The sequence below is a fragment of the Pelomonas sp. Root1444 genome (assembly GCF_001426885.1).
In the GTDB taxonomy this organism is placed as follows: domain Bacteria; phylum Pseudomonadota; class Gammaproteobacteria; order Burkholderiales; family Burkholderiaceae_C; genus Pelomonas.
Genome location: NZ_LMFP01000013.1, coordinates 128,649 through 153,263, shown reverse-complemented (window position 1 = coordinate 153,263; position 24,615 = coordinate 128,649). Strand labels below are relative to the sequence as shown.

At 70.1% G+C, this 24,615-nt stretch carries 19 protein-coding genes; 5 read left to right on the top strand and 14 right to left on the bottom strand.

Annotated features, from left to right (window positions below):
• Positions 1–4: 4 nt before the first annotated feature.
• Together recQ and ASD35_RS14205 are read left to right on the top strand one after the other, a co-directional pair.
• Positions 5–1,888: a DNA helicase RecQ gene (recQ, locus tag ASD35_RS14210; protein ID WP_056875599.1), complete on the top strand. Its 1,884-nt coding sequence runs from the start codon at positions 5–7 to the stop codon at positions 1,886–1,888.
• Positions 1,888–2,103 (top strand): DUF3565 domain-containing protein, encoded by a 216-nt coding sequence (locus ASD35_RS14205; protein WP_056875598.1) that lies wholly within the window; start codon positions 1,888–1,890, stop codon positions 2,101–2,103. The genes recQ and ASD35_RS14205 overlap by 1 nt, the downstream gene beginning before the upstream one ends.
• Positions 2,104–2,107: 4 nt before the next feature.
• Here ASD35_RS14205 and ASD35_RS14200 read toward each other — a convergent pair whose 3' ends face one another.
• Complete coding sequence (locus ASD35_RS14200) at positions 2,108–2,389, bottom strand: hypothetical protein (RefSeq protein ID WP_056875597.1); 282 nt, start codon at positions 2,387–2,389, stop codon at positions 2,108–2,110.
• Between the two features lie 246 nt (positions 2,390–2,635).
• Here ASD35_RS14200 and ASD35_RS14195 point away from each other — a divergent pair, with 246 nt between their 5' ends.
• On the top strand, positions 2,636–6,139 hold the full coding sequence (locus tag ASD35_RS14195; RefSeq protein ID WP_157275566.1) for a Dyp-type peroxidase domain-containing protein: 3,504 nt from the start codon (positions 2,636–2,638) through the stop codon (positions 6,137–6,139).
• Positions 6,140–6,159: 20 nt separating this feature from the next.
• Here ASD35_RS14195 and ASD35_RS14190 read toward each other — a convergent pair whose 3' ends face one another.
• The 4 genes from ASD35_RS14190 to ASD35_RS14175 all read right to left on the bottom strand — a co-directional run bounded on the left by ASD35_RS14190 (position 6,160) and on the right by ASD35_RS14175 (position 13,074).
• Entirely contained in the window at positions 6,160–9,177 is a 3,018-nt protein-coding gene (locus ASD35_RS14190) for an adenylate/guanylate cyclase domain-containing protein (RefSeq protein WP_162254464.1), read from the bottom strand.
• 88 nt (positions 9,178–9,265) lie between these two features.
• Positions 9,266–10,471: a hypothetical protein gene (locus ASD35_RS14185; protein WP_157275565.1), complete on the bottom strand. Its 1,206-nt coding sequence runs from the start codon at positions 10,469–10,471 to the stop codon at positions 9,266–9,268.
• Between the two features lie 200 nt (positions 10,472–10,671).
• On the bottom strand, positions 10,672–10,962 hold the full coding sequence (locus ASD35_RS14180) for a hypothetical protein (protein ID WP_056875593.1): 291 nt from the start codon (positions 10,960–10,962) through the stop codon (positions 10,672–10,674).
• 138 nt (positions 10,963–11,100) lie between these two features.
• Entirely contained in the window at positions 11,101–13,074 is a 1,974-nt protein-coding gene (locus ASD35_RS14175; protein WP_056875592.1) for an alpha/beta fold hydrolase, read from the bottom strand.
• Positions 13,075–13,147: 73 nt separating this feature from the next.
• Between ASD35_RS14175 and uvrA the strand changes: the two genes are divergently transcribed.
• The gene (gene uvrA / locus ASD35_RS14170; RefSeq protein WP_056875591.1) at positions 13,148–16,033 is read left to right on the top strand and encodes an excinuclease ABC subunit UvrA; all 2,886 of its coding nucleotides are present in this window, start codon (positions 13,148–13,150) and stop codon (positions 16,031–16,033) included.
• A gap of 14 nt (positions 16,034–16,047) precedes the next feature.
• Here the strand turns inward: uvrA and ASD35_RS14165 are convergent, their stop codons facing one another.
• Positions 16,048–16,875, bottom strand: a complete 828-nt coding sequence (locus ASD35_RS14165) for an MHFG family PEP-CTERM protein (RefSeq protein WP_056875590.1) — start codon at positions 16,873–16,875, stop codon at positions 16,048–16,050.
• A 220-nt stretch (positions 16,876–17,095) separates the two neighbouring features.
• Here ASD35_RS14165 and ASD35_RS14160 point away from each other — a divergent pair, with 220 nt between their 5' ends.
• Positions 17,096–17,488 (top strand): response regulator, encoded by a 393-nt coding sequence (locus ASD35_RS14160; protein ID WP_056875589.1) that lies wholly within the window; start codon positions 17,096–17,098, stop codon positions 17,486–17,488.
• A 99-nt stretch (positions 17,489–17,587) separates the two neighbouring features.
• On the opposite strand, the gene ASD35_RS14155 is transcribed toward ASD35_RS14160, so the two are convergent.
• The 8 genes from ASD35_RS14155 to ASD35_RS14120 all read right to left on the bottom strand — a co-directional run bounded on the left by ASD35_RS14155 (position 17,588) and on the right by ASD35_RS14120 (position 24,607).
• Positions 17,588–18,013, bottom strand: coding sequence for an SWIB/MDM2 domain-containing protein (locus tag ASD35_RS14155; protein ID WP_056875588.1), 426 nt, complete (start codon positions 18,011–18,013; stop codon positions 17,588–17,590).
• A gap of 222 nt (positions 18,014–18,235) precedes the next feature.
• Positions 18,236–18,793, bottom strand: a complete 558-nt coding sequence (locus ASD35_RS14150; RefSeq protein WP_082580154.1) for a cytochrome b/b6 domain-containing protein — start codon at positions 18,791–18,793, stop codon at positions 18,236–18,238.
• Positions 18,794–18,799: 6 nt separating this feature from the next.
• Positions 18,800–19,087 carry a PepSY domain-containing protein gene (locus tag ASD35_RS14145; RefSeq protein ID WP_056875587.1) on the bottom strand — a complete coding sequence of 96 codons (288 nt, stop codon included), beginning with the start codon at positions 19,085–19,087 and terminating at the stop codon, positions 18,800–18,802.
• A 21-nt stretch (positions 19,088–19,108) separates the two neighbouring features.
• Complete coding sequence (locus tag ASD35_RS14140; protein ID WP_056875586.1) at positions 19,109–20,245, bottom strand: alpha-hydroxy acid oxidase; 1,137 nt, start codon at positions 20,243–20,245, stop codon at positions 19,109–19,111.
• On the bottom strand, positions 20,242–20,925 hold the full coding sequence (locus tag ASD35_RS14135) for a Fe2+-dependent dioxygenase (protein ID WP_056875585.1): 684 nt from the start codon (positions 20,923–20,925) through the stop codon (positions 20,242–20,244). Before ASD35_RS14135 ends, ASD35_RS14140 begins: the two co-directional genes overlap by 4 nt.
• A 25-nt stretch (positions 20,926–20,950) precedes the next feature.
• Positions 20,951–23,299 carry a TonB-dependent siderophore receptor gene (locus ASD35_RS14130; RefSeq protein WP_056875584.1) on the bottom strand — a complete coding sequence of 783 codons (2,349 nt, stop codon included), beginning with the start codon at positions 23,297–23,299 and terminating at the stop codon, positions 20,951–20,953.
• Between the two features lie 116 nt (positions 23,300–23,415).
• The gene (locus tag ASD35_RS14125) at positions 23,416–23,835 is read right to left on the bottom strand and encodes a biopolymer transporter ExbD (RefSeq protein WP_056875583.1); all 420 of its coding nucleotides are present in this window, start codon (positions 23,833–23,835) and stop codon (positions 23,416–23,418) included.
• Positions 23,836–23,851: 16 nt separating this feature from the next.
• Positions 23,852–24,607 carry a MotA/TolQ/ExbB proton channel family protein gene (locus ASD35_RS14120; protein WP_056875582.1) on the bottom strand — a complete coding sequence of 252 codons (756 nt, stop codon included), beginning with the start codon at positions 24,605–24,607 and terminating at the stop codon, positions 23,852–23,854.
• Between the last annotated feature and the right edge of the window lie 8 nt (positions 24,608–24,615).

The window sequence follows — 24,615 nt, the reverse complement described above, 5'->3', positions numbered from 1 at the left end:
CGGCGTGAATCCGCCCCTGCATCTTCCAAGCCCCACCGACGACCTGCAATCCGCCGCGCACCAGGTCCTGTCAGCAGTTTTCGGCTACACGGCCTTCCGCGGCCAGCAGGCCGAGATCGTCCAGCAGGTGGCTGCCGGTGGCGACGCGCTGGTGCTGATGCCGACGGGCGGCGGCAAGAGCCTGTGCTACCAGGTGCCGGCCATCGTGCGGCACACGCGCGGCCAGGGCGTGGCCATCGTCGTCAGCCCGCTGATCGCGCTGATGCACGACCAGGTCGGAGCGCTGGAGGAAGCGGGCGTGCATGCGGCCTTCCTGAACTCCAGCCAGACCGGCGAGGAGGCCAGCCGCATCGAGCGCGAAATGATGAGCGGGCGCCTGACGCTGCTCTACGCCGCGCCTGAGCGGCTGACGACGCCGCGCTTCCTGGCGCAGCTGGCCAGCCTGCACGAGCGCGGCCTGCTGTCGATGTTCGCCATCGACGAGGCGCATTGCGTCAGCCAGTGGGGGCACGACTTCCGCTCGGAGTACCTGCAGCTGAGCCTGCTGCACGAGCGCTTCCCCGACGTGCCGCGCATCGCGCTGACCGCCACGGCCGACGACCTGACGCGGGCCGACATCATCGAGCGGCTGCAGTTGCAGGACGCGCGCGTCTTCATCAGCAGCTTCGACCGGCCCAACATCCGCTACCTGATCGTCGAGAAGAACGCGTCGCCGCGCGAGCAGCTGCTGCGCTTCGTGCGCGACGAGCACGAGGGCGAGGCCGGCATCGTCTACTGCCAGAGCCGCAAGAAGGTGGACGAGACGGCCGAGTGGCTGAAGTCCGAAGGCCTGAACGCGCTGCCGTACCACGCCGGGCTGGACGCCGACGTGCGCCGCCGCCACCAGGACCGCTTCCTGCGCGAGGAGGGACTGATCATGGTGGCCACCATCGCCTTCGGCATGGGCATTGACAAGCCCGACGTGCGCTTCGTCGCCCACCTGGACCTGCCCAAGAACATCGAGAGCTACTACCAGGAGACCGGCCGCGCCGGCCGCGACGGCGCGCCGGCCGAGGCCTGGATGACCTATGGCCTGGCCGACGTCGTCAACCAGCGCCGCATGATCGATGACAGCCCGGCGGACGAGGTCTTCAAGCAGGGCCAGCGCGGCAAGCTCGATGCGCTGCTGGCGCTGGCGGAGGCGACGGACTGCCGGCGCGTGCGGCTGCTGGGCTATTTCGGCGAGCAGAGCGTCCGGTGCGGGAATTGCGACAACTGCCTGAACCCGCCCACCACCTGGGACGCGACCGAGGCGGCGCGCAAGCTGCTGTCGTGCATCTACCGCTTCCACCAGCGCGGCGAGCGCTTCGGCGCCGGCCACCTCATCGACGTGCTGCGCGGCAAGGCGACCGACAAGACCCGCCAATACGCGCACGACAAGCTGTCCACCTGGGCCTGCGGCGCGGACCTGTCGGAGCAGCAGTGGCGGGCCGTGCTGCGCCAGCTGATCGCGCTGGGCCATGTGGCCGCCGAGGGCGAGTTCAACACGCTGGCGCTGCAGGACAGCGCGCGCGCGGTGCTCAAGGGCGAGGTGGAGGTGAGGCTGCGCGAGGCGGAGGAGAAGAAGCCGCGCGGCAAGGCGTCACGTGGCGGTGCCAAGCCCAAGGTCGACCCGGCGCTGGGCCTGGATGCCGAGGCGCAGGAGCGCTTCGAGGCGCTGAAGGCCTGGCGCTCGGAGGTGGCCAAGGAGCATGGCCTGCCGGCGTATGTGATCTTCCAGAACACGACGCTGGCCGAGATGGCGCGCGCGATGCCGGGCGACCTGGTGGAGCTGGGCGAGATCAGCGGCGTGGGCGCCAAGAAGCTCGAGGCCTACGGCCGCGAGATCCTGCGGGTTTTGGGACGTTGATGGACAAGCCCATCACGGGGTTCCATCTTGACGACCAGGGCCACTGGGTGGCGGAGCTGGCCTGCGGCCACAACCAGCACACGCGCCATGACCCACCGTGGCAGAACCGGCCCTGGACGCAGACTGCGCAAGGCCGGGCCGGCGTGATCGGCCGGACGCTCGACTGCCGCAAATGCGAGCAGGGCGCGCCGCCGGACCGGCCGGCACCGGTCTAGCGCGTCAGCAGACGGCCGGGGCGACGCAGGCGCTGGCGACTTGCGCGCCATCGGCGCTCGCATCGCGACGGCCCACCACCACCACGCGCGGCAGCTGCTTCACCTCGGCCGTGTGGCTGCGCGTGCCTTCGATGACCACGCGCTCCAGCTGGATCACCGCCGGGCCGTCGTCCGGCGCGCTGATCGTCATCCATGCCGCGCCGGTCAGGGCGGTCAGGGCCACGAGCGCGGCGGCGCTGGCGGCTTGCAGGCGGGTGCGGCTGGTGGTGGTGCTGATGCGGTTCATGGTGCTCTCCGGTGTCGATGGACGTGACTGTGCCGGCGCAGGCATCGCAGGTCCTAGGGTTTGCGATAGGTTGCGTGTTTTCGGGCGTGAGCTGCAGTTGTGGCGGACGAGAGCCCAGGAAGCGCTGAACGAGTCCCCGCGTGCGAGGGGCCTGTTCAGTGCTCCCTAATCAAACTTGTGGGCGACGGCGGCGCCGTGCGCCCGGACGCACTCGCATACTCGGCCCGCAATCTGGGGAGCAAGACCATGGCACGCGGCAACGACGTTCAACTCGGCGGTATCACAGACCTGAACCTGCTGGCCGACATCAAGCCAGGCTTCGTCGATGCGCTGGAAGTGGTCACCTACGTGGACCGGCTGCGCAAGGTGCTGCGCACGCTCAACGGCCTGCGGCTGGGTTCGCGCGAGTCGAGCGCGCCGGCTTCGCCCTACACCGACATCGTGGCGCGCTGGCGCATCGTGCACAGCTTCCGCTGGACGGTCATCGACGGCGTCGACGGTGCGCCCGACCGGCTGCTGCTCAGCGTCAACTTCGACGGCGGCTGGGAGCCGTACATGCGGGTCATCTGGGACCAGCTCGGCTCCACGCTGGACCTCATCCTCTGCCACACCGAGGGCTATCCGCTGTCCTGTGGGTGCAGCTTCGAGGCCTACTCGCGCTGGGTGCGTGCGCACGAGGTCTCGGCGGATTTCCTGTTCATCGAGTCCAGCCGCACCGTGGCCGACGCCGAGTACCTCGCCAGGCTGGAAGCCTGCCAGCGCGGCCACGCGGGTGAACTCAAGGCAGACCGGCTGCGCGTGCCATCGTCGGGGCAGGTGGCCGCGCTGCCCAAGGGCAAGGACGAGCGCTTCGCGATGGCCGCACGCGGGCTGGTGCCGCTGGCGGGGCTGTTCACGCTGCAGCGCTTCTTCCGCCCCGGTGCGCCGGATGGTGCCTGCCTGCTGCGCGCGACACAGGACGTGCTGTTCGAGCTGAAGGCGCTGGACACGAAGGCCCAGTTCCCGGCCGGCACCGGCGACGCGCCCGGCGAGCTGCTGCGGCGCCGCCACCACGAGATGCTGGCCTGGTTCGAGACGCCGCTGGAGACGCCCAAGCCGCAGGTGCGCCAGCTCACCTTCAAGAAGACCGACCTGCAGGCCGGCATGCTGACTAAGCTCCAGACCAACCGCGGCGCGCTGCTGCTGATGCGCATCGAGCAACCGGCCAAGGCGCTGGCCTGGCTGGCCACGGCGCCGGTGGACCACGAAGGCGGCGACTCCGGCGCCGACGGCGTCTGGCGGCAGATCGCCTTCAGCCTCGCCGGCCTGAAGGCGCTGGGCATCCCGGAGCCGCGGCTGGCGCGCTTCCCGCAGGCCTTCAGGGAAGGCATGGCCGCGCGTGCCGGCCTGCTGGGCGACGTGCGCCACAACCACCCCAGCCACTGGCCGCTGGCGCTGCATGTGAACGGCCGCGACCGCTTCGACCCCGCCAACGCGCACCTGGTGGTGCAGATCCGCTTCGACAGCACGAGCGCCGGCGAGACGCTGACCGACGACGACCAGGCGCGCATCGAGGCCGCCCGGCTGGCGCTGGTCACCGGCACGGGCCTGGCCGTGATGGCCATCGAGCCGATGCGCAGCAACGGCCTGGACAAGGAGAACTTCGGCTTCAAGGACGGCATCAGCCAGCCCAGCGTGGAGGCCGCGCCGCAGGACAAATGGCAGGACCGGGTGCCCGAGGGCGAGATCATGCTGGGCTTCCCGACGTTGCGCGACAAGGGCTATCCGGTGCCCGAGCGGGCGGACGCGCTGCTGGATGGCGGCAGCTTCCTCGCCCTGCGCAAGCTGCGCCAGTACACCGGCCGGTTCAGGCAGTGCGTGAGGACCGAGGCCGAGCGCATGAAGCTGCCGTTCGATCTGGTGATGGCCAAGTTGATGGGCCGCTGGCCCGATGGCCGGCCGCTGGCGGACGAGAAGGCCGTCAACGACTTCAACTACGAGCACGACGGCAAGGGGGCGCTGTGCCCCTTCCACGCCCACATCCGCCGCGCCAACCCGCGCGACCAGGACCCGCAGTCCTCGCTGGCCGGCCGCATGCCGCGGCTGCTGCGCCGCGGCATGAGCTACGGCGCCCCGCCCAGTGACGCGGACGCCAACGACCGGGAAGACCGCGGCCTCGTCTTCATGGCCTACAACGCCCACCTGGCCGAGCAGTTCGAGGTCGTGCAGCGCTGGATGGCCGGCGGCAACGCCAGCGGCGGCTATTCGGCGCAGAGCGACCCGCTGCTGGGCGTGGCCGACGCCAGCCTCGGGCGGCGCCTCTACCCCTTCGAGCACGACGGCAAGGCCTACGAGATCGACCTCGGCGACCAGCCCTTCGTCACGCTGCAATGGGGCGCCTACTTCTTCGTGCCGTCGCTGCCGGCGCTGCGCGCGCTGCCCAGCCTCGTGGAGTTGCCCCTGCCGCTGCCGGCGCCCGTGGCCGCGCCGCTGCGCGCGCCCGACCCGCACGACTTCACCGCCTGGCAGCGCTGGCTGGAAGACACCAACACCCGCGACGCCGCCTGGGCCTGGGTGCGCGCGCAGCCCGGCGGCGTGGCCGACACGGCCTATGGCGTGCTCGTCGGCGCCGCCGAACGCGTGCAGGACGTGCTGCGCAACCAGCCGGCGCGCTATTCCGTGCGTGGCTACGGCGAGCGCATGCGCGAGTCGCTGGGCGAGGGCTTTCTCGGCATGGACGACGACAACGGCCACCGCGAGCAGGCGCCCGCCGTCAATGCCGCGCTGGAGCGCATCGGCGAGGCCGAAGCCTTCACCGAGGCCTACGGCGCCGCCAGCGCCGGCCTGGACAAGCTGAAGGACGAGGCTCGCCGGCTGCTGGCCGCCTTCCCCGCCAGCCAGAAGGCCGTCGACGTGCCGAGCGACACGCCGCTGGATTTCGAGCGCCTCAGTGAAGGCGTCATGGCCGGGCTGTGTCGCGCGTGGTTCGGCCAGCCCGATGGCGTTGCCGTCTGGGCGTCGGAGCCGCATCTGCCGGCGCAGCCGGAAGCGCCGCGCTGCCCGCGCGAGTTCTTCCGCGTGTCGCGCTATGTGTTCGGCCCGCATCCCAGCCCCGCCGTCTGCGAAGCCGGGCGCGACGCCGGCAAGGGCCTGCTCACTGCCATCACCGGCTGGCTGGCGCACACGCCGGCCGAGCAGCTGCCGCCGCTGACGCAGCAGATCGTCGCCGCAGCCGCGGCGGTGCCGGGCGCCGCGGCCGACCTGCCGGCGCGCACGCTGGCCGGCGTGATGCTCGGCTTCCCGCCGACGACGCACGGCAACCTGCTGACCGCGCTGGCCGCCTGGGTGCAGACGCGCAAGCTGTGGGAGCTGCAGCCCGTCTGGCACGAGGTGCCGGCCGACGTGGCGCCCGAGCAGCGCTACATCGAGGCCGTCGCCCGCCTGCGCCCGGCGCTGGTCGCGACGCTGAACCAGCGCCCGACGCCCTTCCAGGTCTGGCGCCGCGCCACCGAGGCGCACCGCCTCGGCAGCGTCGACATCGCCGCCGGCCGCACGCTGGTGCTGGGCATAGGCTCGGCGACCCAGCAAGACCCGCTGCGTCACCACCTCATCTTCGGCGGCGACCGCGCCGACCCGAACGGCCCGCCGCCGCATGCCTGCCCGGGCTATGCGATGGGCATGGGCGTCATGCTGGGCGTCATCGCCGCGGTGCTGGACGCTGGCGTCATGCGCTTCACGGGGTCGCCGACGGTGGTGGCGCTGGGCCTCTGAGCCCCGGGCGGTACCTGCGGTCAGAGCCGCTGGGCGCGCTCCAGGAAGCCCGTCATGCCCATCCGCTCGAAGGCCGAGCGCGCCCGTTCCAGCGCAGCCTGCCAGCTGTCGTCCAGCTTCAGCTCGGCTTCCAGCAGCGCCGTCACCGCGGCCTCATGGTCCGAATTGCGCTGTTCGCCAGCGCCGCGCGCGAGCCCGAGATAGCGCTTGGCGCGCGGCACATCGCCCATACGCGCCGCCAGCCGGGCTGCGGCGCGGTAGGCCATCGCGCCGCCGATCCAGTCGTGCTGGCGGCCGCGCTTGAGGGCCATCGCGACATGGTGCCGCGCCGCGCCGGCGTCGCCCTGCGTGGACAGGATGTCGGCGAGCCAGCCGTGGTTGAAGCTGCTGTACAGGCCGCCGCCGCGCGGCGCCAGCCAGGCGGTGGCGTCGAGGATGCGCTGGCGCGCGGTCGCGTCGGCGTCCTGCATCCAGGCGCCATAAGCACCGGCGGCATGGCCCATCGCGCAGGTGAACATGCTGCGCACCTGCGCGCCGACGCGGTGGGCCGTGGCAGCCGAACCGCGCGCCTCGGCCCAGCGGCCCTGCCACAGGAACACCGCGGCGCGCCAGCCCTGGATGCTGGCCTCGACCGCATGGCCGCTGCCGTCGAAGGGTGCCAGCGCCTCCGCAAACACCTCGTGCGCCTGCTCGAACAGGCCCTGGTCGCCCAGCACATAGGCGCGGCAGCACAGCGAGTACGACAGGCCGATCTGGTTGGCCGGGCTCTTGCTGGCACGCTGGCGCTGGCGGGCGATGGCCAGGTCCAGCATCGGCAGCGCCTCGGCATAGTTGGCGGCGGCGGCCTGCAACTGGCCGACGGTGCCGGGCAGTTGCGCCAGCAGCGCGTCGTCGCCGCAGCGCTGGGCGACGGCGACGGCGGCGTTGGCGTGGGCCAGGCTGTCGCGCGTCTCACCCAGTGCGTAGCCGACATAGGACAGCCAGTATTCGGTGCGCGCGATGAGGCCGGGCTCGCCATCGGCCTGCGCCAGCGCGGCCGCGTGCTTGAGCACCCGCAGGTCGTCCTGCGAGGCGTCGAACACGCAGGCCATGCCCAGGCGCTGGGCGATGCCGACCCAGCGGCGGCGGCGTTCGCGCGCCTGGCCGTCGTCTTCTTCCGGGGTCTGCAGGAACTCCAGCGCGGCCAGCGCGGCGCGGAACTGCTTCTTGGCACGGTCCAGCGCCGAGGCGACCAGGGCCTGGTCGCCGGCGGCCTCGGCATGGTGGGCGGCGGCCGGCCAGTCGTTAGCGGCGGCGTCGTGATAGGCGAGCTGCTCATGCAGCTGGCCCGCGGCGCCGCCGCGCGCGCTGAGCTGGGCGCTGATGTGGCGGTGCAGGGCCTGGCGCTCGTGCAGGCCGGTGGCCTCGTAGATGACGTCGCGCGTGATGCCGTGCTTGAAGCGCAGGTGGCCGGGCGTCTGGTCCGGGAAGATGAAGTCCTGCGCAGCCAGCGCCTGCACGGCCGGGTGCTGCTCGCCGCAGCCCGTCAGGGCCTGCAGCAGCCAGACCGGGATGACATTGCCGATGACGGCGGACAGCCGCACCAGCTGCGCCTGCTCCGGCGGCAGGCGGCCGACGCGCGACTCGACCAGCGCGGCCAGCCAGGCCGAGCTGCTCTGGCCTTCCACCAGACGTTCGCCGGTGTCGGCCGCCGCGTGGCACAGCTCCTCGATGAACAGCGGGTTGCCACCGGCGTGGCGCTGCACTTCCGCGGCGATGAAAGGGTCGCTCTGCGGCAGCAGCTGCTGCACGGCGCGGGCGGCCTCCAGCTCGGTCAGCGGCGGCAGCTCGATGATCTCGGCATCACCGTCGTTGGCCCCGGGCAGCGCCGGCTGCGGCCGGCTGGCGGTCAGCAGCAGCAACGGCAGCCCCTGCGCCGCGGCGCCCGCGCGCAGCCGGTGCAGCAGGCGCAGCGAAGCGTCGTCGGCCCATTGCAGGTCGTCGATGAAGACCAGCTGGGGCGTGCGCCGTGCCAGCGCCAGCAGCAGCGCCAGCAGCGCGTCGGCGCGCTGGCCCGGCGCGCTGTGCTGGGCGGCGAACAGCTCGGGCGGCATGTCCTCGCCCGGGGCCGGGCTGTCCATGTGCCGCAGCATCTGCAGGAAGGGCTGCAGCGGCTCGGCGCTGAGATAACTCTCGCAGTAGCCGCGGTGGATGCGCAGCGCCTGGTCGGCCTGGGCATGCGCGTGGCGCAGGAACTCCTCGGTGAGCCGGGTCTTGCCCACGCCGGCGCCGGCGCGTATGCCCAGCCACAGCGTGCGGCCGGCCAGCGCGGCGGCCAGCGCGGCATCCAGCGTGGCCAGCTCGGCGTCGCGGCCGACGAAGGGCGCCAGGCCGCGGCGCACGCTGGCGTCGAAGCGCCGCCCGACCGCGGCGCGGCCCAGCACGCGGTAGGCCGCCAGCGGCGTCGCCCGGCCGCGCAGCTGCAGCAGGAAGCGCGGCCCGGTCTCGAAGAACTGGCTCTGCAGGCCCAGGCTCTCCTCGCTGGCGATGATCTCGTTGGCCTTGGCGGCTTCCGACAGCCGTGCGGCGATGTTGGGGGCGTTGCCCAGCAGCTCGAAGCGGCCGCGCATCTGGTCGCCGTCGTTGACGAGCACGATGCCGGCGTGGATGCCGCTGTGCAGCGTCAGGCCCGGGAAGCCGGCCGGCTTCGGGCCAGGCGGCACCAGGCTGCGCACGGCGGCATGCAGCTCCAGCGCGGCCTCGGTGGCGCGGCGGCCGTCGTCTTCGCGCACCTCGGGGTGGCCGAATACGGCCAGCATGCCGTCGCCCTGGATGCGCGCGATGACGCCGCCGTGGTGCGGCACGATGCGCTCGTACAGCGCCCGCAGCCCGGCCAGCATGGTGGCGTAGTGCTCGGCCTCCATCCACTCGGCCATGGACGTGGAGCCGCTCAGGTCGACGAAAAGCAGGGTCAGCAGCCGGCGCTGGCCCTGCGTGGCGGGGCTTGGGGCGGGTGCGTTGGCTGAAGGAGCAGTAAAGGGGGCGTGGGACTCGGTCACGGCGCCAGTCATCCTAGCTATTGCGCCCCCGCAAATTCGTAAGAACAAGTGGCTTTTTGGAGGCCCCGCTCTATGGGCGGAATCCTTTTCAAGCTTGCAGCGATGTGAAGTCCGTGTCGGCCACCGTGCGCGGTGCGTCGGGGGGCAGGTCTTCCTCCCGCAGGCCCAGGTAGATGGGCTCGCCGTTGCGGCGGTGGATGTTGATCTTGGCGTTGTAGACGCGGTGGATCAGGCCGTGCTTGTCGGCGATCGCGTATTCGCTGATGCCCCACAGGCCCATGTCGTCGCGGCGGCCGGTCAGGTAGCAGGCGATCTCGTCGACCTCGGAGCCGGCGAGCTTCAGGCCGTTGAGGCTGCGCAACGGCGCGCGGGTGCGTTCGACGAAGTCCAGGCTGTCGATGCGCACGTCCGCGCCGCTGGCCTCGTCGTGCATCAGAGTGTTGAACTTGCCGACCAGGATCTGGCCCGGCTGGGCGTTGTCGATCATGCGGGCCAGCTCGATCGTGACCTGGCCGACCAAATAGCTGAAGGAGGTCGGGTTCAGGCCTTCGGATTGGTAGAACTCGTAGTGCGAGCCGACATGGAAGCAGGCGCGCAGCCGAGGTACCGACTCCGGGCGCGTGGCGCGCTCGCGGGCCAGCGCGTTGTCGGCCAGGATGAACTGCATCAGCTGGTAAAGCTCCACATTGGCCTCGACGCCGCGCATGCGGTTCCAGATGTAGAAGCCGTCGCCCGTCGTCGTGCGGGCGAAGTTGATGTTGATCTCGCGGTCCAGCAGCTTGGCGTAGGCCGCGTTCACGGAGCAGGACAGGCTGTTGAGCTGCACGACCTGCTGCAGCGGCGTCAGCAGCGAGAAGCCGACGGCGTCGAACAGGATGACGGCACGGTCCTCGACCAGCCGGATGCCGTAGCGCGCCGCGATGGCCGCGATCAGCGGCAGGCCCAGGCCGCGTTCGGGTGCGAACGGCAGATCGATGAGGCGCGGCGCGATGCTCAGCGCCGCGCTGACCGCGTCGAAGGCATGGGTGTCGAGGTGGTCCTGGTTGGACAGCAGCTTGTCCAGCAGCCGCGCGCGCCGCGTCACCTCCGCGGGCGCCAGCGTGCCGTCGCCGACGGCGTACTCCGTCAGCATCTGGTGCGGCGCGACCAGCACGCGCAGGCCACGGGCCTCGGGTGTCCAAGCGTAGATGAGGTTGTCACCCAGATGCCACAGCGCGTACAGCGCCTGGTCGAGCAGGATGATGTTCTCGCGCAGCTGGGTTTCGCTCAGGCCTGCCGGGGCCGGATAAGCCATGAAGCCATCCAGCCAGGACCGGCGTTTGCGCAGCTCTTCTTTCACAAGCGGGCTCCGATGAAGAAGCCCGATTGTCTTTCACAGACGTAGGCGCTGGTGTGACCCAAAAGCCGACTCGTCGGCACAGCAACGGCCGCCGGCCTGCTGCGCCGGCGACTCGGCTCGTGGATGGGGCGTGTGGGGCATCGTCATGCGTTGGCTCAGGCGCGGCGGGCGCTGCTCTTGGCGGCGGCCAGGGTCTGCTGGCGCAGCAGCGTGGCTTCGCTGACACCGACGACGGTCACGCGCGGCAGCTGCTGGACCTGGGCGACGTCGCGGGCGGCGTAGCCGGTGACGACGACACGCGGCAGGTGAGCGACTTGCTGCGTGGCCTTGCCGGTGACGACGACCCGGGGGAGGGTCTTGACGTCCTGCGATGCCGCGCCGGCCGCGAAGGCGGTGAAGGCAAAGGCGGCGACGGCGGCGGCTTGGATGAGGACGGTGGCTTTCATGATGCTTCCTTTCGGGGTCTGCACAGCGGGATTGCTGTGTCGATGGAAGCAGTTTCGGCAACGAAGCCGCGCGCCGCCACGGCGCTGCGATGAAGCGCCGCAGCCGCGCCGCCAGCTGCAGGCGGCGCGGATGAACCGTCAGTTCGGCGCGGCCAGATGCTTGCCGAGGAAGCGCTCGACGCGGCCCCAGAAGTCCTCGTTGGTCTTGAGGTTGAACCAGCCATGGCCCTCGTCCGGGTAGACGACCCATTCGATGGGCTGGTCGGGGCGCAGGGCGGCGCGGAACTCGGTGCCGTGCTTGATGGGCACGCGGCGGTCGAGGCCGCCATAGGCCACCAGCAGCGGCATCTTGATCTCCTTGGCCCGCTGCAGCGGCGAGGTCTGGCGGATCTGCTCGGCGTCGGTGGCGACGTCGGCCACGAGGCGCTTCATGCCGTACTGCTTCCACTCTTCGGAAAAGTCGCTCCAGTGGATGCTGTCCATCAGGCCGATGTCGGTCACGCCGACCCAGCTGACGGCGCACTTGAACACGTCGCCCTGCGTGACGGCACCCATCAAAGCCGCATACCCGCCGTAGCTCGCGCCCATGACGCAAACGCGCGAGCGGTCGATCCAGCCCTGCTTGTCGGCGAACGCGACCGTGTCGGCCAGGTCCGTCTGCATGGCCAGGCCCCATTGCTTCCAGCCGGCGTGGAACAGCTCCCAGCCGTAGCCGCTGCTGCCGCGGAACTCGGGTTCCAGCACGACATAGCCGCGGCTGGCCAGGAACTGGGCATCCGGCTCCCAGGCCCAGTGCGTGCCGCGCACATAGGGCCCGCCATGCACCAGCACGACGGCGGGACGGCGGGCCGCGGGGCCGGGTGGCTGCGTGACGAGCAGCGGCAGCGTCAGGCCGTCCCGCGCCTTGAACCGCACGACGTCGCGCTCGCCCATGTCGGCGATCTTGAGGCCGGGTTGCGCACGACCCAGCGGCTGCAGGGTTTGGGTCGCGGGCTTGTAGATCCAGTAGCTCGTCGGCAGCCGGTCGGACATGGCACTGACGACGAGGAACGGTGCGTCGAGGCAGCGGTCGCAGTCGATCAGGTTGACGAAGCCGGGCAGCTTGGCGTCGATGTCGGCCTGGATGGCCTTCATGGACGCGTCCACCCAGGCGGTACCGAAGGCGTCCGTTTCATAGCGGACGCCGAGCAACTTCCTGGCGACCGGATCGAAGATCAGGCGGCCGTGGTAGTCGTAGCCGTCCAGCCGCACCAACGGTTGCGGTTCCGGCTTGTTCGTCTGCGGGTCGAGCTTGAAGAGGGCCGAGGTGCCGCCGTAGCCGGCCGTGACCAGCACGACGCCGTCGGGCCCGAACCAGTACGGCTCGAACTGCTGGCGGCGGTGCGCGTCGTCATCGATCCAGAGCTTCCATTGGCCATCGGCCTCGCGACGGTAGATCCTCGCGCGGCCCTGGACGGTCGCCTCGACGGCTCGTGGCTCGCCGCGCCAGTCGACCAGCCACTCGCCGACATGCTCGGGCGCGCCCTGGCTGAGGTTCTTGACCTGGCCGGTTTTCGTGTCCAGCCTTGAAAGTTGCAGGCCGACGCGGTCCGCTTCGTGGGACCAGGGCAGGCGCAGCACCAGCACGTCGCTGCTGCCGTCGCGCAAGGTCTTGAAAAAGCGGTAGTTGGCGTCGAGCCGGCGGTCGTTGATCAGCGTGCCCGTGGTGAAGGTGTACTGGTTCGCCTGGATGAGCTGGCGGAACTCGCTGCCATCACGGTTCACGGCCCAGAGGCCGGGGTTGTCCACGCGGCGGGACCCGTCCGGCGACTCGCTGGCCTGCAGCACCAGCCGGTCCTCGCTGACCCAGTCATGCTGGTAGACGTCGGCATCGCGAAAGGCCGCCACCACCTTGGCGGTTTCCATCGTCTGCAGGTCGATGACCGCCAGGAACATGCGGTCCTCCTTGCCGGAGGACTGCACGGCGAGGTAGCGGCCGCTGGGGCTCAGCTTGGGCGCGCGCAGCGCCGGGCGGCTGAAGAAGGCCTTGGCAGGCGGCGGCTCGGCCAGGACGGGCGCGGCCCAGCCCAGGACGGACAGCGCCAGCACCGCGGCACGCAGGATCACAGACATCCGACACTCACGGGTAGTTTTGTGGGTCGCATTCTGGCCACCTATCATGGCCGGTTCGATTGTGAAAACTGCCATGTCGCCCCCTGAGTCGAAATTCATCCGCGTGCGCGGCGCGCGCACGCACAACCTGAAGAACATCGACGTCGACCTGCCGCGGCATGCGCTGGTGGTCATCACGGGCCTGTCCGGGTCCGGCAAGTCGTCGCTGGCGTTCGACACGCTGTATGCCGAGGGCCAGCGGCGTTATGTCGAGAGCCTGTCCAGCTACGCGCGCCAGTTCCTGCAGCTGATGGACAAGCCCGATGTCGACGTCATCGAGGGCTTGTCGCCCGCCATCTCCATCGAGCAGAAGGCCACCAGCCACAACCCGCGCTCCACGGTGGGCACGGTCACCGAGATCCACGACTACCTGCGCCTGCTCTACGCGCGCGCCGGCACGCCCTTCTGCCCCAACCACGACCTGCCGCTGGAGGCGCAGTCGGTCAGCCAGATGGTGGACGCCCTGCTGGCCATGCCGGACGAGTCCAAGCTGATGCTGCTGGCGCCCGTCGTGCGTGACCGCAAGGGCGAGTTCGTCGAGCTGTTCCAGGAGCTGCAGGCCCAGGGCTATGTGCGCTTTCGCGTCGACGGCGCGACGGTCGAGGCGCCGGACATCCCGGCGCTGAAGAAGGCCGAAAAGCATGACATCGACGTCGTCATCGACCGCATCAAGCTGCGCGCGGACGCGGCGGACCAATTGCGCCAGCGCCTGGCCGAGAGCTTCGAGGCGGCGCTGCGGCTGGCCGACGGCCGCGCGCTGGCGCTGGACATGGATTCGAACGAGACGACGCTGTTCTCCAGCAAGTTCGCCTGCCCGATCTGCTCCTACTCGCTGCCCGAGCTGGAGCCGAGGCTGTTCTCATTCAACTCACCGGTCGGCGCCTGCCCCAGCTGCGAGGGCCTGGGCCAGGTGACCGTGTTCGACGCGGACCGCGTGGTCGCCTTCCCGACGCTGTCGCTGGCCAGCGGCGCGGTCAAGGGCTGGGACCGCCGCAACCCCTACACCTTCTCGCTGCTGGAGTCGGTCGCGGCGCACTATGGCTTCGACGTCGAGGCGCCGTGGGAGCAACTGCCGCCCACCGCGCAGCAGGTGCTGCTGAACGGCTCGGGCACCGACGAGATCACGTTCGTCTACCAGGCCGAGACGGCCAGCGGCAAGAAGCGCTCGGTCAAGCGCCAGCATCCGTTCGAGGGCATCCTGCCCAACCTGCAGCGGCGTTTCAAGGAGACCGACTCCGCCGCCGTGCGCGAGGACCTGGCGCGCTACATGGCCGCGAAGCCCTGCCCGGCCTGCGAGGGTTCGCGCCTGCGCCGCGAAGCCAGGCACGTGGTGCTGCAGCCGGCCGACGCGCCGCCCGGCGTGAAGGGCCGGCCGATCTACGAGGTCGAGCATTCGACGTTGCGCGAATGCCTGGACTACTTCGAGGGCCTGAAGCTCAAGGGCAACAAGGCCGAGATCGGCGACAAGGTGGTGCGCGAGATTGCCTCGCGGCTGCGCTTCCTGAACGACGTGGGCCTGAACTACCTCAGCCTGGACCGCAGCGCCGACACGCTGTCCGGCGGCGAGGCGCAGCGCATCCGGCTGGCCTCGCAGATCGGCTCGGGCCTGACCGGCGTCATGTACGTACTGGACGAGCCCAGCATCGGCCTGCACCAGCGCGACAACGACCGCCTCATCGCCACGCTGCGGCGCCTGCGCGACCTCGGCAACTCCGTGCTGGTGGTAGAGCACGACGAGGACGCCATCCGCGCCGCCGACTGGGTGCTGGACCTGGGGCCCGGCGCCGGCGTGCATGGCGGGCGCATCATGTCGCAGGGCACGCCCGACCAGGTGGCGGCCGACCCCAACTCGCTGACCGGCCGCTACCTGAGCGGCGCGGCGCGCATTGAGGTGCCGGCGCAGCGCCACAAGCCGGTGCAGGACGCGAAGCTGCGCATCGTCAACGCGCGCGGCAACAACCTCAAGGGCGTGACGGTCGAGATCCCGGTGGGGCTGTTCACCTGCGTGACCGGTGTGTCCGGCTCGGGCAAGAGCACGCTGGTCAACGACACGCTGTACGCAGCCGTCGCCAAGAAGCTCTACCAGAGCCATGCCGACCCGGCCGCGCACGACGAGATCGAGGGGCTGGACGCCTTCGACAAGGTCATCAACGTCGACCAGTCGCCCATCGGCCGCACGCCGCGCTCCAACCCGGCCACCTACACGGGCCTGTTCACCCCTATCCGCGAGCTGTTCGCCGAGATGAACACCGCCCGCGAACGCGGCTACGGCCCGGGGCGCTTCAGCTTCAACGTCGCCGGCGGCCGCTGCGAGGCCTGCCAGGGCGACGGCGTGCTGAAGGTGGAGATGCATTTCCTGCCCGACGTCTACGTGCCCTGCGACGTCTGCAACGGCAAGCGCTACAACCGCGAGACGCTGGAGGTGCTCTACAAGGGCAAGAACATCACCGACGTGTTGAACATGACGGTGGAGGACGCCTTCCAGCTTTTCAATGCCGTGCCGGCACTGGCGCGCAAGCTGCAGACGCTGCTGGATGTGGGCCTGGGCTATGTGAAGCTGGGCCAGAGCGCCACCACCTTGTCCGGCGGCGAGGCGCAGCGCGTCAAGCTGGCGCTGGAGCTCAGCAAGCGCGACACCGGCCGCACGCTCTACATCCTGGACGAGCCCACCACCGGCCTGCACTTCGCCGACATCGCATTGCTGATGAAGGTGCTGCACCAGCTGCGCGACGCGGGCAACACCATCGTCGTCATCGAGCACAACCTGGACGTCATCAAGACGGCCGACTGGCTCATCGACATGGGCCCCGAAGGCGGTTCGGGCGGCGGCAGGCTGCTGGTGGCCGGCACGCCGGAGGACGTGGCGGCCTGCGAGGCCAGCCATACCGGGCGCTACCTGGCGCCCCTGCTCAAGCGTTGATCAGGAAGCGCTGATCAACGCGGGCGGCGGCGGTTGGCGCGGTAGCCGATGACCAGCAGGCCGGCGGCGATCATGGCCCAGCTGCCCGGCTCGGGCACGGCCGGCGTCACGCCCGGCAGGCCGGGGCCCTCGGCCGTGCGCACCGTGCCCGGCGGCAGCGCCGGCATGCCCAGGTTGATTGGCGACGGCCCGCCACCCCCACCGCCAGCGGCCGAGGTGCCCGGCGAGCCGCCGGCAAGGCTGCCACCGGCAGCCGGCGCGGTGCTGCCGCCCAGCGACGCCACGCCGGATTGCTGCGCAAAGCTGTCCGGCGCCGCCGCGGCCATCGGGCCGGCACCCGGCGCTTCGAATTCCAGGGGTTCCGCGGCCTCGCCCTCGCGCGCCGACGAGGCGACGTTGCTGGCCTGGCTCGGCGCCACCGCCGCGGGCTTTTCCAGGCGGCGGATGCGGCTGACGTTGCGGCAGACGGTGGGCACGAGGATGCATTGGCCGTCCTCGCAGTAGACGAGGCCACGCTCCTGCGTCTTCTGCGTCCATTTCGCGCGCGTCACCGTGCGGCAGACGGCGCCGGGGCCGAAATGCATGTCGCGGATCTCCGGCGCGTACGCCACCTGGCCCTGGCCGCGGATGGCGTCGCGCTCGATGACGGCGACGTCGTCATAGTGGCGCGCTGTCATGCGGGCCTTCAGCTTGTCACGCGTGGCCACCGGGATGTCCTGATAACGGTCGACGGCCGCGACCACGTCGCCCATGAAGGGGTTGACCCCCGGGCGGTCCCAGCTGCAATCGGGCAGCGTGGCGCCGGCGGAAACCGCAAGGGCGAGGGTGGCAATCAGTGACATCGAACGGCCTGGCAATGGGACGCGCCCGAACCAGGGCGCATGGACCTAATGTTAGGGATATGCAGGGTTTATCCGCGTTGAAGGCCCCCGAAAGCAGGGGTGCACGGCGGGTGAGATAAATCACGGAAAGAGCCCGGAACGATTGCCCGGCGGCAGGCAGCGGCGCGGTGGGCATTGCTGCTATCGTGCCGACCGCCCCCCGCAGCTGCCCCCGATCCCCATGCCCGACCGCGCCGCGCCGCTGGTGCTTTACGTCGAAGACGACCGCATCCATCTGATCCTGATGGAGGAAGTCTTCCGCATGCTGCCGGGCTGGGCACTGCGTTGCGCTGAAACCGGCCAGGAGGCGCTGGCGGCACTGGCCGAGTGCCCGCCCGACGTGGTGCTGGTGGACATGAACCTGCCCGACATGACCGGCCTGGAGTTGGTGCGGCGGGTGCGCGCCGATGCAGCGCTGAACGCCACGCTGGCCGGCACGCGCTGGGTCGCGCTGTCGGCCGACGACCCGAGCGATGTGGTGCGGGCGGCGCGCGAGGCCGGCTTTGCCGACTACTGGCTCAAGCCCATCGACATGGCCAAGCTGCAAAGCGACTTGCAGCGGCTGCTGGGATGAGCCCATGAGGTGCCCGCGCCACCGGCTGCGGCCCTGAAACGAAAAAGCCCGGCGATGCCGGGCTTGTGTGGACGAGGCCGCGGCAAGCGCGGCGCCGTATCACTTCAGGTGGCTGTTGATCAGCTTCGTCATCTCGAACATGTCGGCCTTGGCCTTGCCGAAGATTTCCTTCAGCTTGGCGTCGGCGTTGATGACGCGCTTCTGCAGCTCATCCTGCAGCTTGTTCTTCTTGATGTACTCCCAGACCTTCTTGGTCACGTCGGTGCGCGGCAGCGGGGCCGAGCCGACGATGGCCGCGAGCGCGGCGCTGGGGGTCAAGGCCTTCATGAAGGCGGCGTTGGGCGTGCGCTTCTTGGCGGGTGCCGCGGCCTTCTTGGCCGGCGCTGCCTTCTTCGCAGGTGCCGCAGCCTTCTTGGCCGGAGCCGCCGCCTTCTTCGCGGGCGCCGCCGCCTTCTTCGCCGGTGCGGCCTTCTTTGCCGGTGCTGCCGCCTTCTTCGCGGGCGCGGCCTTCTTCGCAGTTGCCATGTCGATTCACTCCATCAAAGGTTGTTGATGTGCCGGGCGTGGGTGAAGGCCGCGTAAGCCTTCAATACTCGCTAGCACCCTGCGGCGGCGATGGTACTGCGCTCCATGGAGGAATAGAAGGCTTTCATAGAGGGGATGACCCGCACAGGCCCATGAAATCGAGGCTTTGAGGCCCTGCTTGTCGCGGGGCCGCATCATTCCTGGGTTTTGCGCGGCTTGGGGTCAGTCGATGTCGTCGGCCGAAGGCGCGCGCTTGCGGCCGCTGAACATTGCGGCGACGAGGTTCTCGCGGTGCCGCCAACTGGTCACCGCGACACCGCCCAGGTGCCCGACGACAAGCGTGGCGATCAACCACGCCAAGGCGGCATGCAGGTCCGACAGCCACTCGTAGCCCCACAGCCAGTCGGTCGTGTAGAGCCAGCCGCTGAGCGTGAGCGCGGCGGCCGCGCCCCACAGCAGCAGCACCATCCAGCCGCCCAGCGGGTTGTGGCCGAGATGGCGCGGCTCGCGGCGGGCGCGCAGCGCGCGCGCGTACGCCAGCACGGCGCGCGGGCCGCGCACGAACTGCTCCAGCCGCGCATGGCGGCTACCCGCGAAACCCCAGGCCAGCCGCAGCACGACGGCCGCACCGGCCACATAGCCGGCGGTGTGGTGCACCGCATCGAAGGCGTTGGGCGGCCAGTGGCCGCTGATCCAGCAGGTGGCCACGGCGCCCGCCAGCGTCCAGTGCAGAACGCGGACGAGCGCGTCCCAGACGCGCACGCGGGCGGCCTCGGCCATGCGCGCTTACTTCTTGTCGGCGGGCTGTTCGCCTTCCGGGTAGACGCGCTCGAAGGTCTTGGGGTTGAAGAAGGCCTCGGCCTTCTTGCCGCTGCCGTCGAAGCCGTAGACCTCGTAGCAGCCGTTGTAGTTCTGGACCTTGCGGACCTTCCAGCCTTCGCCCTCGAGCTTCTTCTGCAGTTCCATCTGCGGTTTCTTCTCTTCCTTGGGCACGGCCGGGCAGGAGACGTTGCCGTGCGCGAACGCGGCGCCGGCGGTGATGGTGAGGGTCAGGGTGGCGATGAGGCGTTTCATGAGGAGTCCTTTCGCAAATGCTCAGTGGGAAGTGCCGGGCCAGATCAGCGCCGGGCCGGCGTCGGCGAGAGTCTTGCAGCCCGAGAGCGCCATCGCGATCTCGAGTTCGTCGCGCAGCAGGCGCAGCGCATGGGCCACGCCCAGCGCGCCGCTGGCCGCCAGCGCATGCACATAGGGGCGGCCGAGCAGCACCGCGTCCGCGCCCAGGGCCATGGCCTTGAGCACGTCGGTGCCGCGGCGGATGCCGCCATCGACGAGCAGCGGCACTTCCGGGCCGAGCGCGGCGCGCAGCGGCGGCAGCAGTTGGGCGGTGGGCGGCAGCGTGTCCAGCGTGCGCCCGCCGTGGTTGGAGACGATGAAGCCGCTGACGCCACGGGCCAGCGCCTCGCGGGCATCGTCGGCATGCGTGACGCCCTTGAGCAGCAGCGGCAGGCGGCTCTCGGCGCGCAGCCAGTCGATCTCGCGCCACGTTGCCGCGCGCGGCATCAGGCCGTCGAACAGCGTGCTCTGGCCGGGCTGCAGGTCCAGCGGCTTCTTGAGGCCGCCGAGGTTGACGGCGCGGATGTGCGCCGGCAGCTTGAAGCCGGTGCGGCGCTCGCGGTCGCGCGCGCCGTGCACCGGGGCGTCGACGGTCAACACCAGCGCCTGGTAGCCGGCCGCTTCGACGCGGCGCAAGAGCGCGCGCATGAAGTCGCGGTCGTCGCGCCAGTAGAGCTGGAACCACAGCGGGCCGGCGTTGCGGTCGGCCCGCATGGGCGCGGCCACGGCTTCCATGTCGACGCTGGCCTGGGCGCTGAGCACCAGGCCGGCACCCTGGGCCGCGGCGGCATGGGCGATGGCCAGTTCGCCGTCGGCATGGAACAGGCACTGGTAGGCGATGGGCGCGAGCAGCACCGGATGCTGCAGCTCGCGGCCGAGCAGCGTCACGCGCGTGTGGCCGCCTGCCAGGTCGCGCAGTACGCGCGGCTGCAGCTTGATGGCATCCCAGGCCGCGCGGTTGGCGCGCAGCGTGATCTCATCGGCCGCGCCGCCGTTCAAGTAGGCCCAGGCGCCGGCGCAGTCATTGGCTTCAAGGCGAGCCTGGGCCGGTGCCTCGAAGTCGGCCAAGTTGACGAGGCCGTCAGGCAGCGCCTCGATCTGTGGCGCCGGGCTCGTCACGTGTCTGCCCACATCCGCAGCAGGTTGTGGTACGTGCCGGTCAGCTGCACCAGCTCCGCCGTCTCGCCCAGTTCGCTGCGCAGCTTCATCAGGCTCATGTCCATCTCGTAGAGCAGGCGGCGCTGCTCGTCGGCGCGCACCATGCTCTCGATCCAGAAGAAGCTGGCCAGGCGCTCGCCGCGCGTCACCGGCTCGACGCGGTGCACGCTGGTGCCCGGGTAGACGACCAGGTCGCCCGCGGCGAGCTTGACGCGCTGTTCGCCGTAGCTGTGCTCGATGACCAGATCGCCGCCGTCGTAGTCGGCCGGGTCGCTGAAGAACAGCGTGCAGGAGATGTCGGTGCGCACGCGCTGCACGCCGCCGGGCAGGTAGCGCACGGCCTGGTCGACATGGCTGCCGTAGGCGTTGGCGCTGCCGGCATAGCGGTTGAACAGCGGTGGCAGTACGCGCTTGGGCAGCGTCGCCGAGAAGAACTGCGGGTGCTTCTCCAGCGCCTGCAGCACCAGCGCCTGCAGCTCGCGGTGCTGTTCGCTGCCGGGCTGCAGTTGTTCGTTGTTCTTGACCTGCGCGGCCTGGCGGCCGGCGGTGGTGCGGCCGTCGGCCCAGGGGGCCGCGGCCAGCAGCTGCCGCGCCCGCGCGACGCCCGCGGTGTCGAGGATCTGGGGGATCTTCAGCAGCATGGCGAGGCGCGGGTTTGGGTGGGGCTCAGAACTTGTAGGTGCCCGTCAGCGCAACGATGCGGCCGGTGCCCGGCACATAGTGGCCCGTGTACAGCGTGTCGGCGTAGAGCTTGTTGGCCACATTGTCGACGTTGAGGCGGAACAGCAGCGCGTCTTCGATGACGGTGTATTCGGCCATCAGGTTGCCGACGATGAACTTGGGCGCATAGAAGCCCGGGTTGCGGTTGGGCTGCTGGCCGCTGCGCGCGACGAAGCCGCCACCGACGCGCCATTGCGGCGTGAGCTTGTAGGTCGTCCACAGGCTGCCGGAGTAGCGCGGCGTCAGCGACGGCCGGTCGCCCTGGAGCTCGCCGCTGGTCGCCGACGAGATGTCGATGTTGGCGACCGGCATCCACGTGAAGCTGCCGAAGACCTCCCACTCGGGTGTGATACGGCCCGTGATGTCGACGTCGATGCCGGCGGCGTGGCGCTTGCCGGACAAGGTGATGACGTCGGTGTTCAGCGGGTCGGTGTTGCGCTCGTGCAGCTTGGTGGCGCGGAAGATGCCGAAGCGCGTCGTCAGCTTGCCGTCCGCCGAGTCGTACTGGCCGCCGAGTTCCAGGCTGATGGATTTCTCGGGCGGGATGCCCTGGTTCGCGGCGTTCAGCGAGTAGGTGTCGCCCGAGGTGTTGAACGACGTGGCGCCCATCAGGTGGAAGGACAGCTGCGCGCTCGGCTGGAACAGCACGGCGGCGCGCTGGCTCCACTTCGAGATCTTCATTTGGTACGAGTCGGTCGTCGTCCGGGCGAAATAGCTGTAGCCCTGGTTGGCGCCGGCGCCGCTGTAGCTGTAGTTGAACGTGTCGTAGTCGCCCTTGAGGCTGTCGTAGCGCAGTCCTGCGACGAGCTTCCAGTGCTCGGCCAGGCTGATCGTGTCCTGCACATAGGCGCCCGCGCTGCGCGAGGTGTACTCGCTAGCAGAAAGCATCTGGCGGCGCGATTCGTCGACAGTCGCGCCGTCATCCGGGGTGCCGGCCAGGGTGGTGGGCTTGGTCAGGCCCAACGCGGCGTAGAAGGCCGTGCGTTGTGTGCCCGTCAGGCCGGGGGTGTCGTTGTAGACCTGCTTTTTCTCCTGCGCGAAATCTGCGCCCGTCATCAGGTGGTGGTCCATGCCGGCGACCTTGAACTTGGCGCTGAGGTCGCTTTGCACGGTGATGGTCTGCAGGTCTTGCACCTTGAGTTGCGTGCCGCGGTTGATGACGGTGTTCGGGCCGAAAGTGGCCAGCGACGCCGCCACGCTGCCTGGCTGCAGGTTGGGCGCCGCAAAGCGCACGGTGCCGGCGCGCTGATCGCGGGTGTACGACGCATAGCGGGCCTTGGTGACCAACTCGACATTGGGGTTGAAGCGGTGCGTGTGCTGGCCCATCACGTATTGCGCCGAGCCCTTGTTGCGGTCGCTGGCCAGGCCGTAGTAGGCCGTCGGGGCCACGGGCATCAGCGTCGTCTCGCCCACGGCCGAGGTCGACGTCGGGCGTATCCACGGCATGCCGTAGTTCATGCCGTTCTCGTTCTGCAGCGCGTAGGCCGTCAGCGCGAACTCGTCGGTCTCGCCGATGCCGGTGCGCACCGAGCCCGCCAGGCCGACCTTGTTGATCATGTTGCCGGCACCGTCGTTGTCGGCGCGGTCGACCATGGTGCCGATGCGCCAGGCGGTCGTCTCGCCGGTGCGGCGGTTGAAGTCGCCCACGGCGCGCAGGCCGGCGTGGCTGGACGCGGTGATGTTGATCTCGTTCTGGTCGGCCAGCAGCGCCTGCTTGGTGACCTGGTTGACCGCGCCGCCGCTGGAGCCACGGCCGAACATCAGCGCGCCGGAGCCTCGGAGCAGCTCGACCTTGTCGAGGAAGAAGGTGTCGCGGTCGTAGAAGGCCGGGTCGCGCATGCCGTCGATGAAGATGTCGCCGGTGCTTTGTAGCGAGATGCCGTGGATGCGGATGTCTTCCTCGCCGCCCTCGGCCGCCATGAAGGTGATGCCGGCGGTGTTCTTCAGCACGTCCTTGACGTTGTCGAGGTTGCGGTCGTCGATGAGCTTCTCGGTGACGACGGTCAGCGATTGCGGGATGTCGCGGATGTCCTGCTTGCCCTTGCCGATGCGGGTCTCGGTGGCCTGGTAGGCGTCCTTGCCCTGCGGCTCGGCCGCGGCCTTGATGCGCACGGTGGGCAGCGCGGTTTCTTCAGCGGCGGGCTTGGCGGCGGCGGGCTTGGGAGCAGGCGCGACCGAGGTCTGCGCCATGGCGGCCGAGGCCAGGCCGAAGCCGGCGGCCAGGGCGCCCAGGGGCAGCAGGCTCAGGGCCGGACGGGTTGGGCGCGCGGCCCTGCGTGATTGCTTGCGGGACATTCGTGAACTCCTCTGAACGGGCGGCATGGCGCTGCCCTTGCGGCCTGGCGATGGCTTGGCCGTCTTGCTGTGAATGAAAGAAAACGGAACGGGTGCTGCGGCGGGCGCTCAGGCGCTCAGTTGCGCTCGGGCTCGCTGACGAAGCCGACCCGGGTCAGGCCGGCCTTGCTCGCGTCCGCCAGGGTCTCGGCCACGGCGCGGTAGGCGACGTTCTGGTCGGCGCGCAGGTGGATCTCGGGCTGCTGGCCTTTCAGCCCTTCGGCCTTGAAGCGCTCGACGGCCTCGGCGCGCGTCAGCGGCTCGCCGTTCCAGTAGCGCTGGCCGGCGGCGTCGATGCCGAACTCGATCTTGTCGGGCTTGAGCTCGTTGACCTGCGAGCTGACCTTGGGCAGGTCCAGCTTCACGGCATTGGTCAGCAGCGGCGCGGTGACGATGAAGATGACCAGCAGCACCAGCATCACGTCGATGAGCGGGACCATGTTGATCTCGGCCATCGGCGCGCTGGCGCGCTTGCTGTCGAAGGAGGCGAAGGCCATGGCGTCGTCTCCGGGGTCAGGCGGCGGCCGTCGACTTCAGCGGCCGCACGTTGCCGGTCGCGCCAGCACCGGGCGCTTCGCCCAGCGTCAGGAAGCTGTGCAGCTCGTAGGCGAAGGCGTCCAGGCGCGCCGACAGCACGCGGTTGCCGCGCGTGAAGGCGTTGTAGGCCATGACGGCGGGGATGGCGACGGCCAGGCCGATGCCGGTCATGATCAGCGCCTCGCCGACCGGGCCGGCGACCTTGTCCAGCGTGCCGGCGCCGCTCATGCCGATGGCCAGCAGCGCGTGGTAGACACCCCAGACCGTGCCGAACAGGCCGACGAAGGGAGCGGTCGCGCCGATGGTGGCCAGCGTCGTCAGGCCGGATTCCAGCCGCGTGGTCTCCTCGTCGAGCACCTTCTTGATGGTGCGCGTGATGAAGTCGTTCGCGGTGCCGGCCTCGGCCAGCTTGGCCGAGCCGTAGCGGGCGTGGTGCGCCTGCGCGTGCAGGGCGTGAGCGCTGAGATGCGAGAACGGGTCGTGGGCGCCGTGCGTGTTCAGCTCGGCCTGCACGGCGTCCAGCGAACGGGCGTTCCAGAAGAAATCGAGGAAGGTCGTCGCGCGCTTGTTGCGCAGGAACTGCGCCACGCCCTTGGCGACGATCAGGCCCCAGGAGGCGATGGACATGACGACCAGCACGCCGAGCAGGAACTTGCCGACGGCGTCCGACTGGGCGATGAAGTGGCCGAAGCCGGGGGCCGGCGCGGCGGCGGCGATGACGGTGGCGTCCATAGGGTGGT

Bases quoted from the DNA above. Each gene is read 5' to 3' on its own strand.
- ASD35_RS14165 (WP_056875590.1), bottom strand. From the start codon at position 16,875: ATGTCACTGATTGCCACCCTCGCCCTTGCGGTTTCCGCCGGCGCCACG.
- ASD35_RS14145 (WP_056875587.1), bottom strand. From the start codon at position 19,087: ATGAAACGCCTCATCGCCACCCTGACCCTCACCATCACCGCCGGCGCC.
- ASD35_RS14195 (WP_157275566.1), top strand. From the start codon at position 2,636: ATGGCACGCGGCAACGACGTTCAACTCGGCGGTATCACAGACCTGAAC.
- ASD35_RS14130 (WP_056875584.1), bottom strand. From the start codon at position 23,299: ATGTCCCGCAAGCAATCACGCAGGGCCGCGCGCCCAACCCGTCCGGCC.
- ASD35_RS14180 (WP_056875593.1), bottom strand. From the start codon at position 10,962: ATGAAAGCCACCGTCCTCATCCAAGCCGCCGCCGTCGCCGCCTTTGCC.
- ASD35_RS14175 (WP_056875592.1), bottom strand. From the start codon at position 13,074: ATGTCTGTGATCCTGCGTGCCGCGGTGCTGGCGCTGTCCGTCCTGGGC.
- ASD35_RS14120 (WP_056875582.1), bottom strand. From the start codon at position 24,607: ATGGACGCCACCGTCATCGCCGCCGCCGCGCCGGCCCCCGGCTTCGGC.
- ASD35_RS14125 (WP_056875583.1), bottom strand. From the start codon at position 23,835: ATGGCCTTCGCCTCCTTCGACAGCAAGCGCGCCAGCGCGCCGATGGCC.
- ASD35_RS14155 (WP_056875588.1), bottom strand. From the start codon at position 18,013: ATGGCAACTGCGAAGAAGGCCGCGCCCGCGAAGAAGGCGGCAGCACCG.
- ASD35_RS14135 (WP_056875585.1), bottom strand. From the start codon at position 20,925: ATGCTGCTGAAGATCCCCCAGATCCTCGACACCGCGGGCGTCGCGCGG.
- uvrA (WP_056875591.1), top strand. From the start codon at position 13,148: ATGTCGCCCCCTGAGTCGAAATTCATCCGCGTGCGCGGCGCGCGCACG.
- ASD35_RS14160 (WP_056875589.1), top strand. From the start codon at position 17,096: ATGCCCGACCGCGCCGCGCCGCTGGTGCTTTACGTCGAAGACGACCGC.
- ASD35_RS14205 (WP_056875598.1), top strand. From the start codon at position 1,888: ATGGACAAGCCCATCACGGGGTTCCATCTTGACGACCAGGGCCACTGG.
- ASD35_RS14150 (WP_082580154.1), bottom strand. From the start codon at position 18,793: ATGGCCGAGGCCGCCCGCGTGCGCGTCTGGGACGCGCTCGTCCGCGTT.
- ASD35_RS14200 (WP_056875597.1), bottom strand. From the start codon at position 2,389: ATGAACCGCATCAGCACCACCACCAGCCGCACCCGCCTGCAAGCCGCC.
- ASD35_RS14185 (WP_157275565.1), bottom strand. From the start codon at position 10,471: ATGGCTTATCCGGCCCCGGCAGGCCTGAGCGAAACCCAGCTGCGCGAG.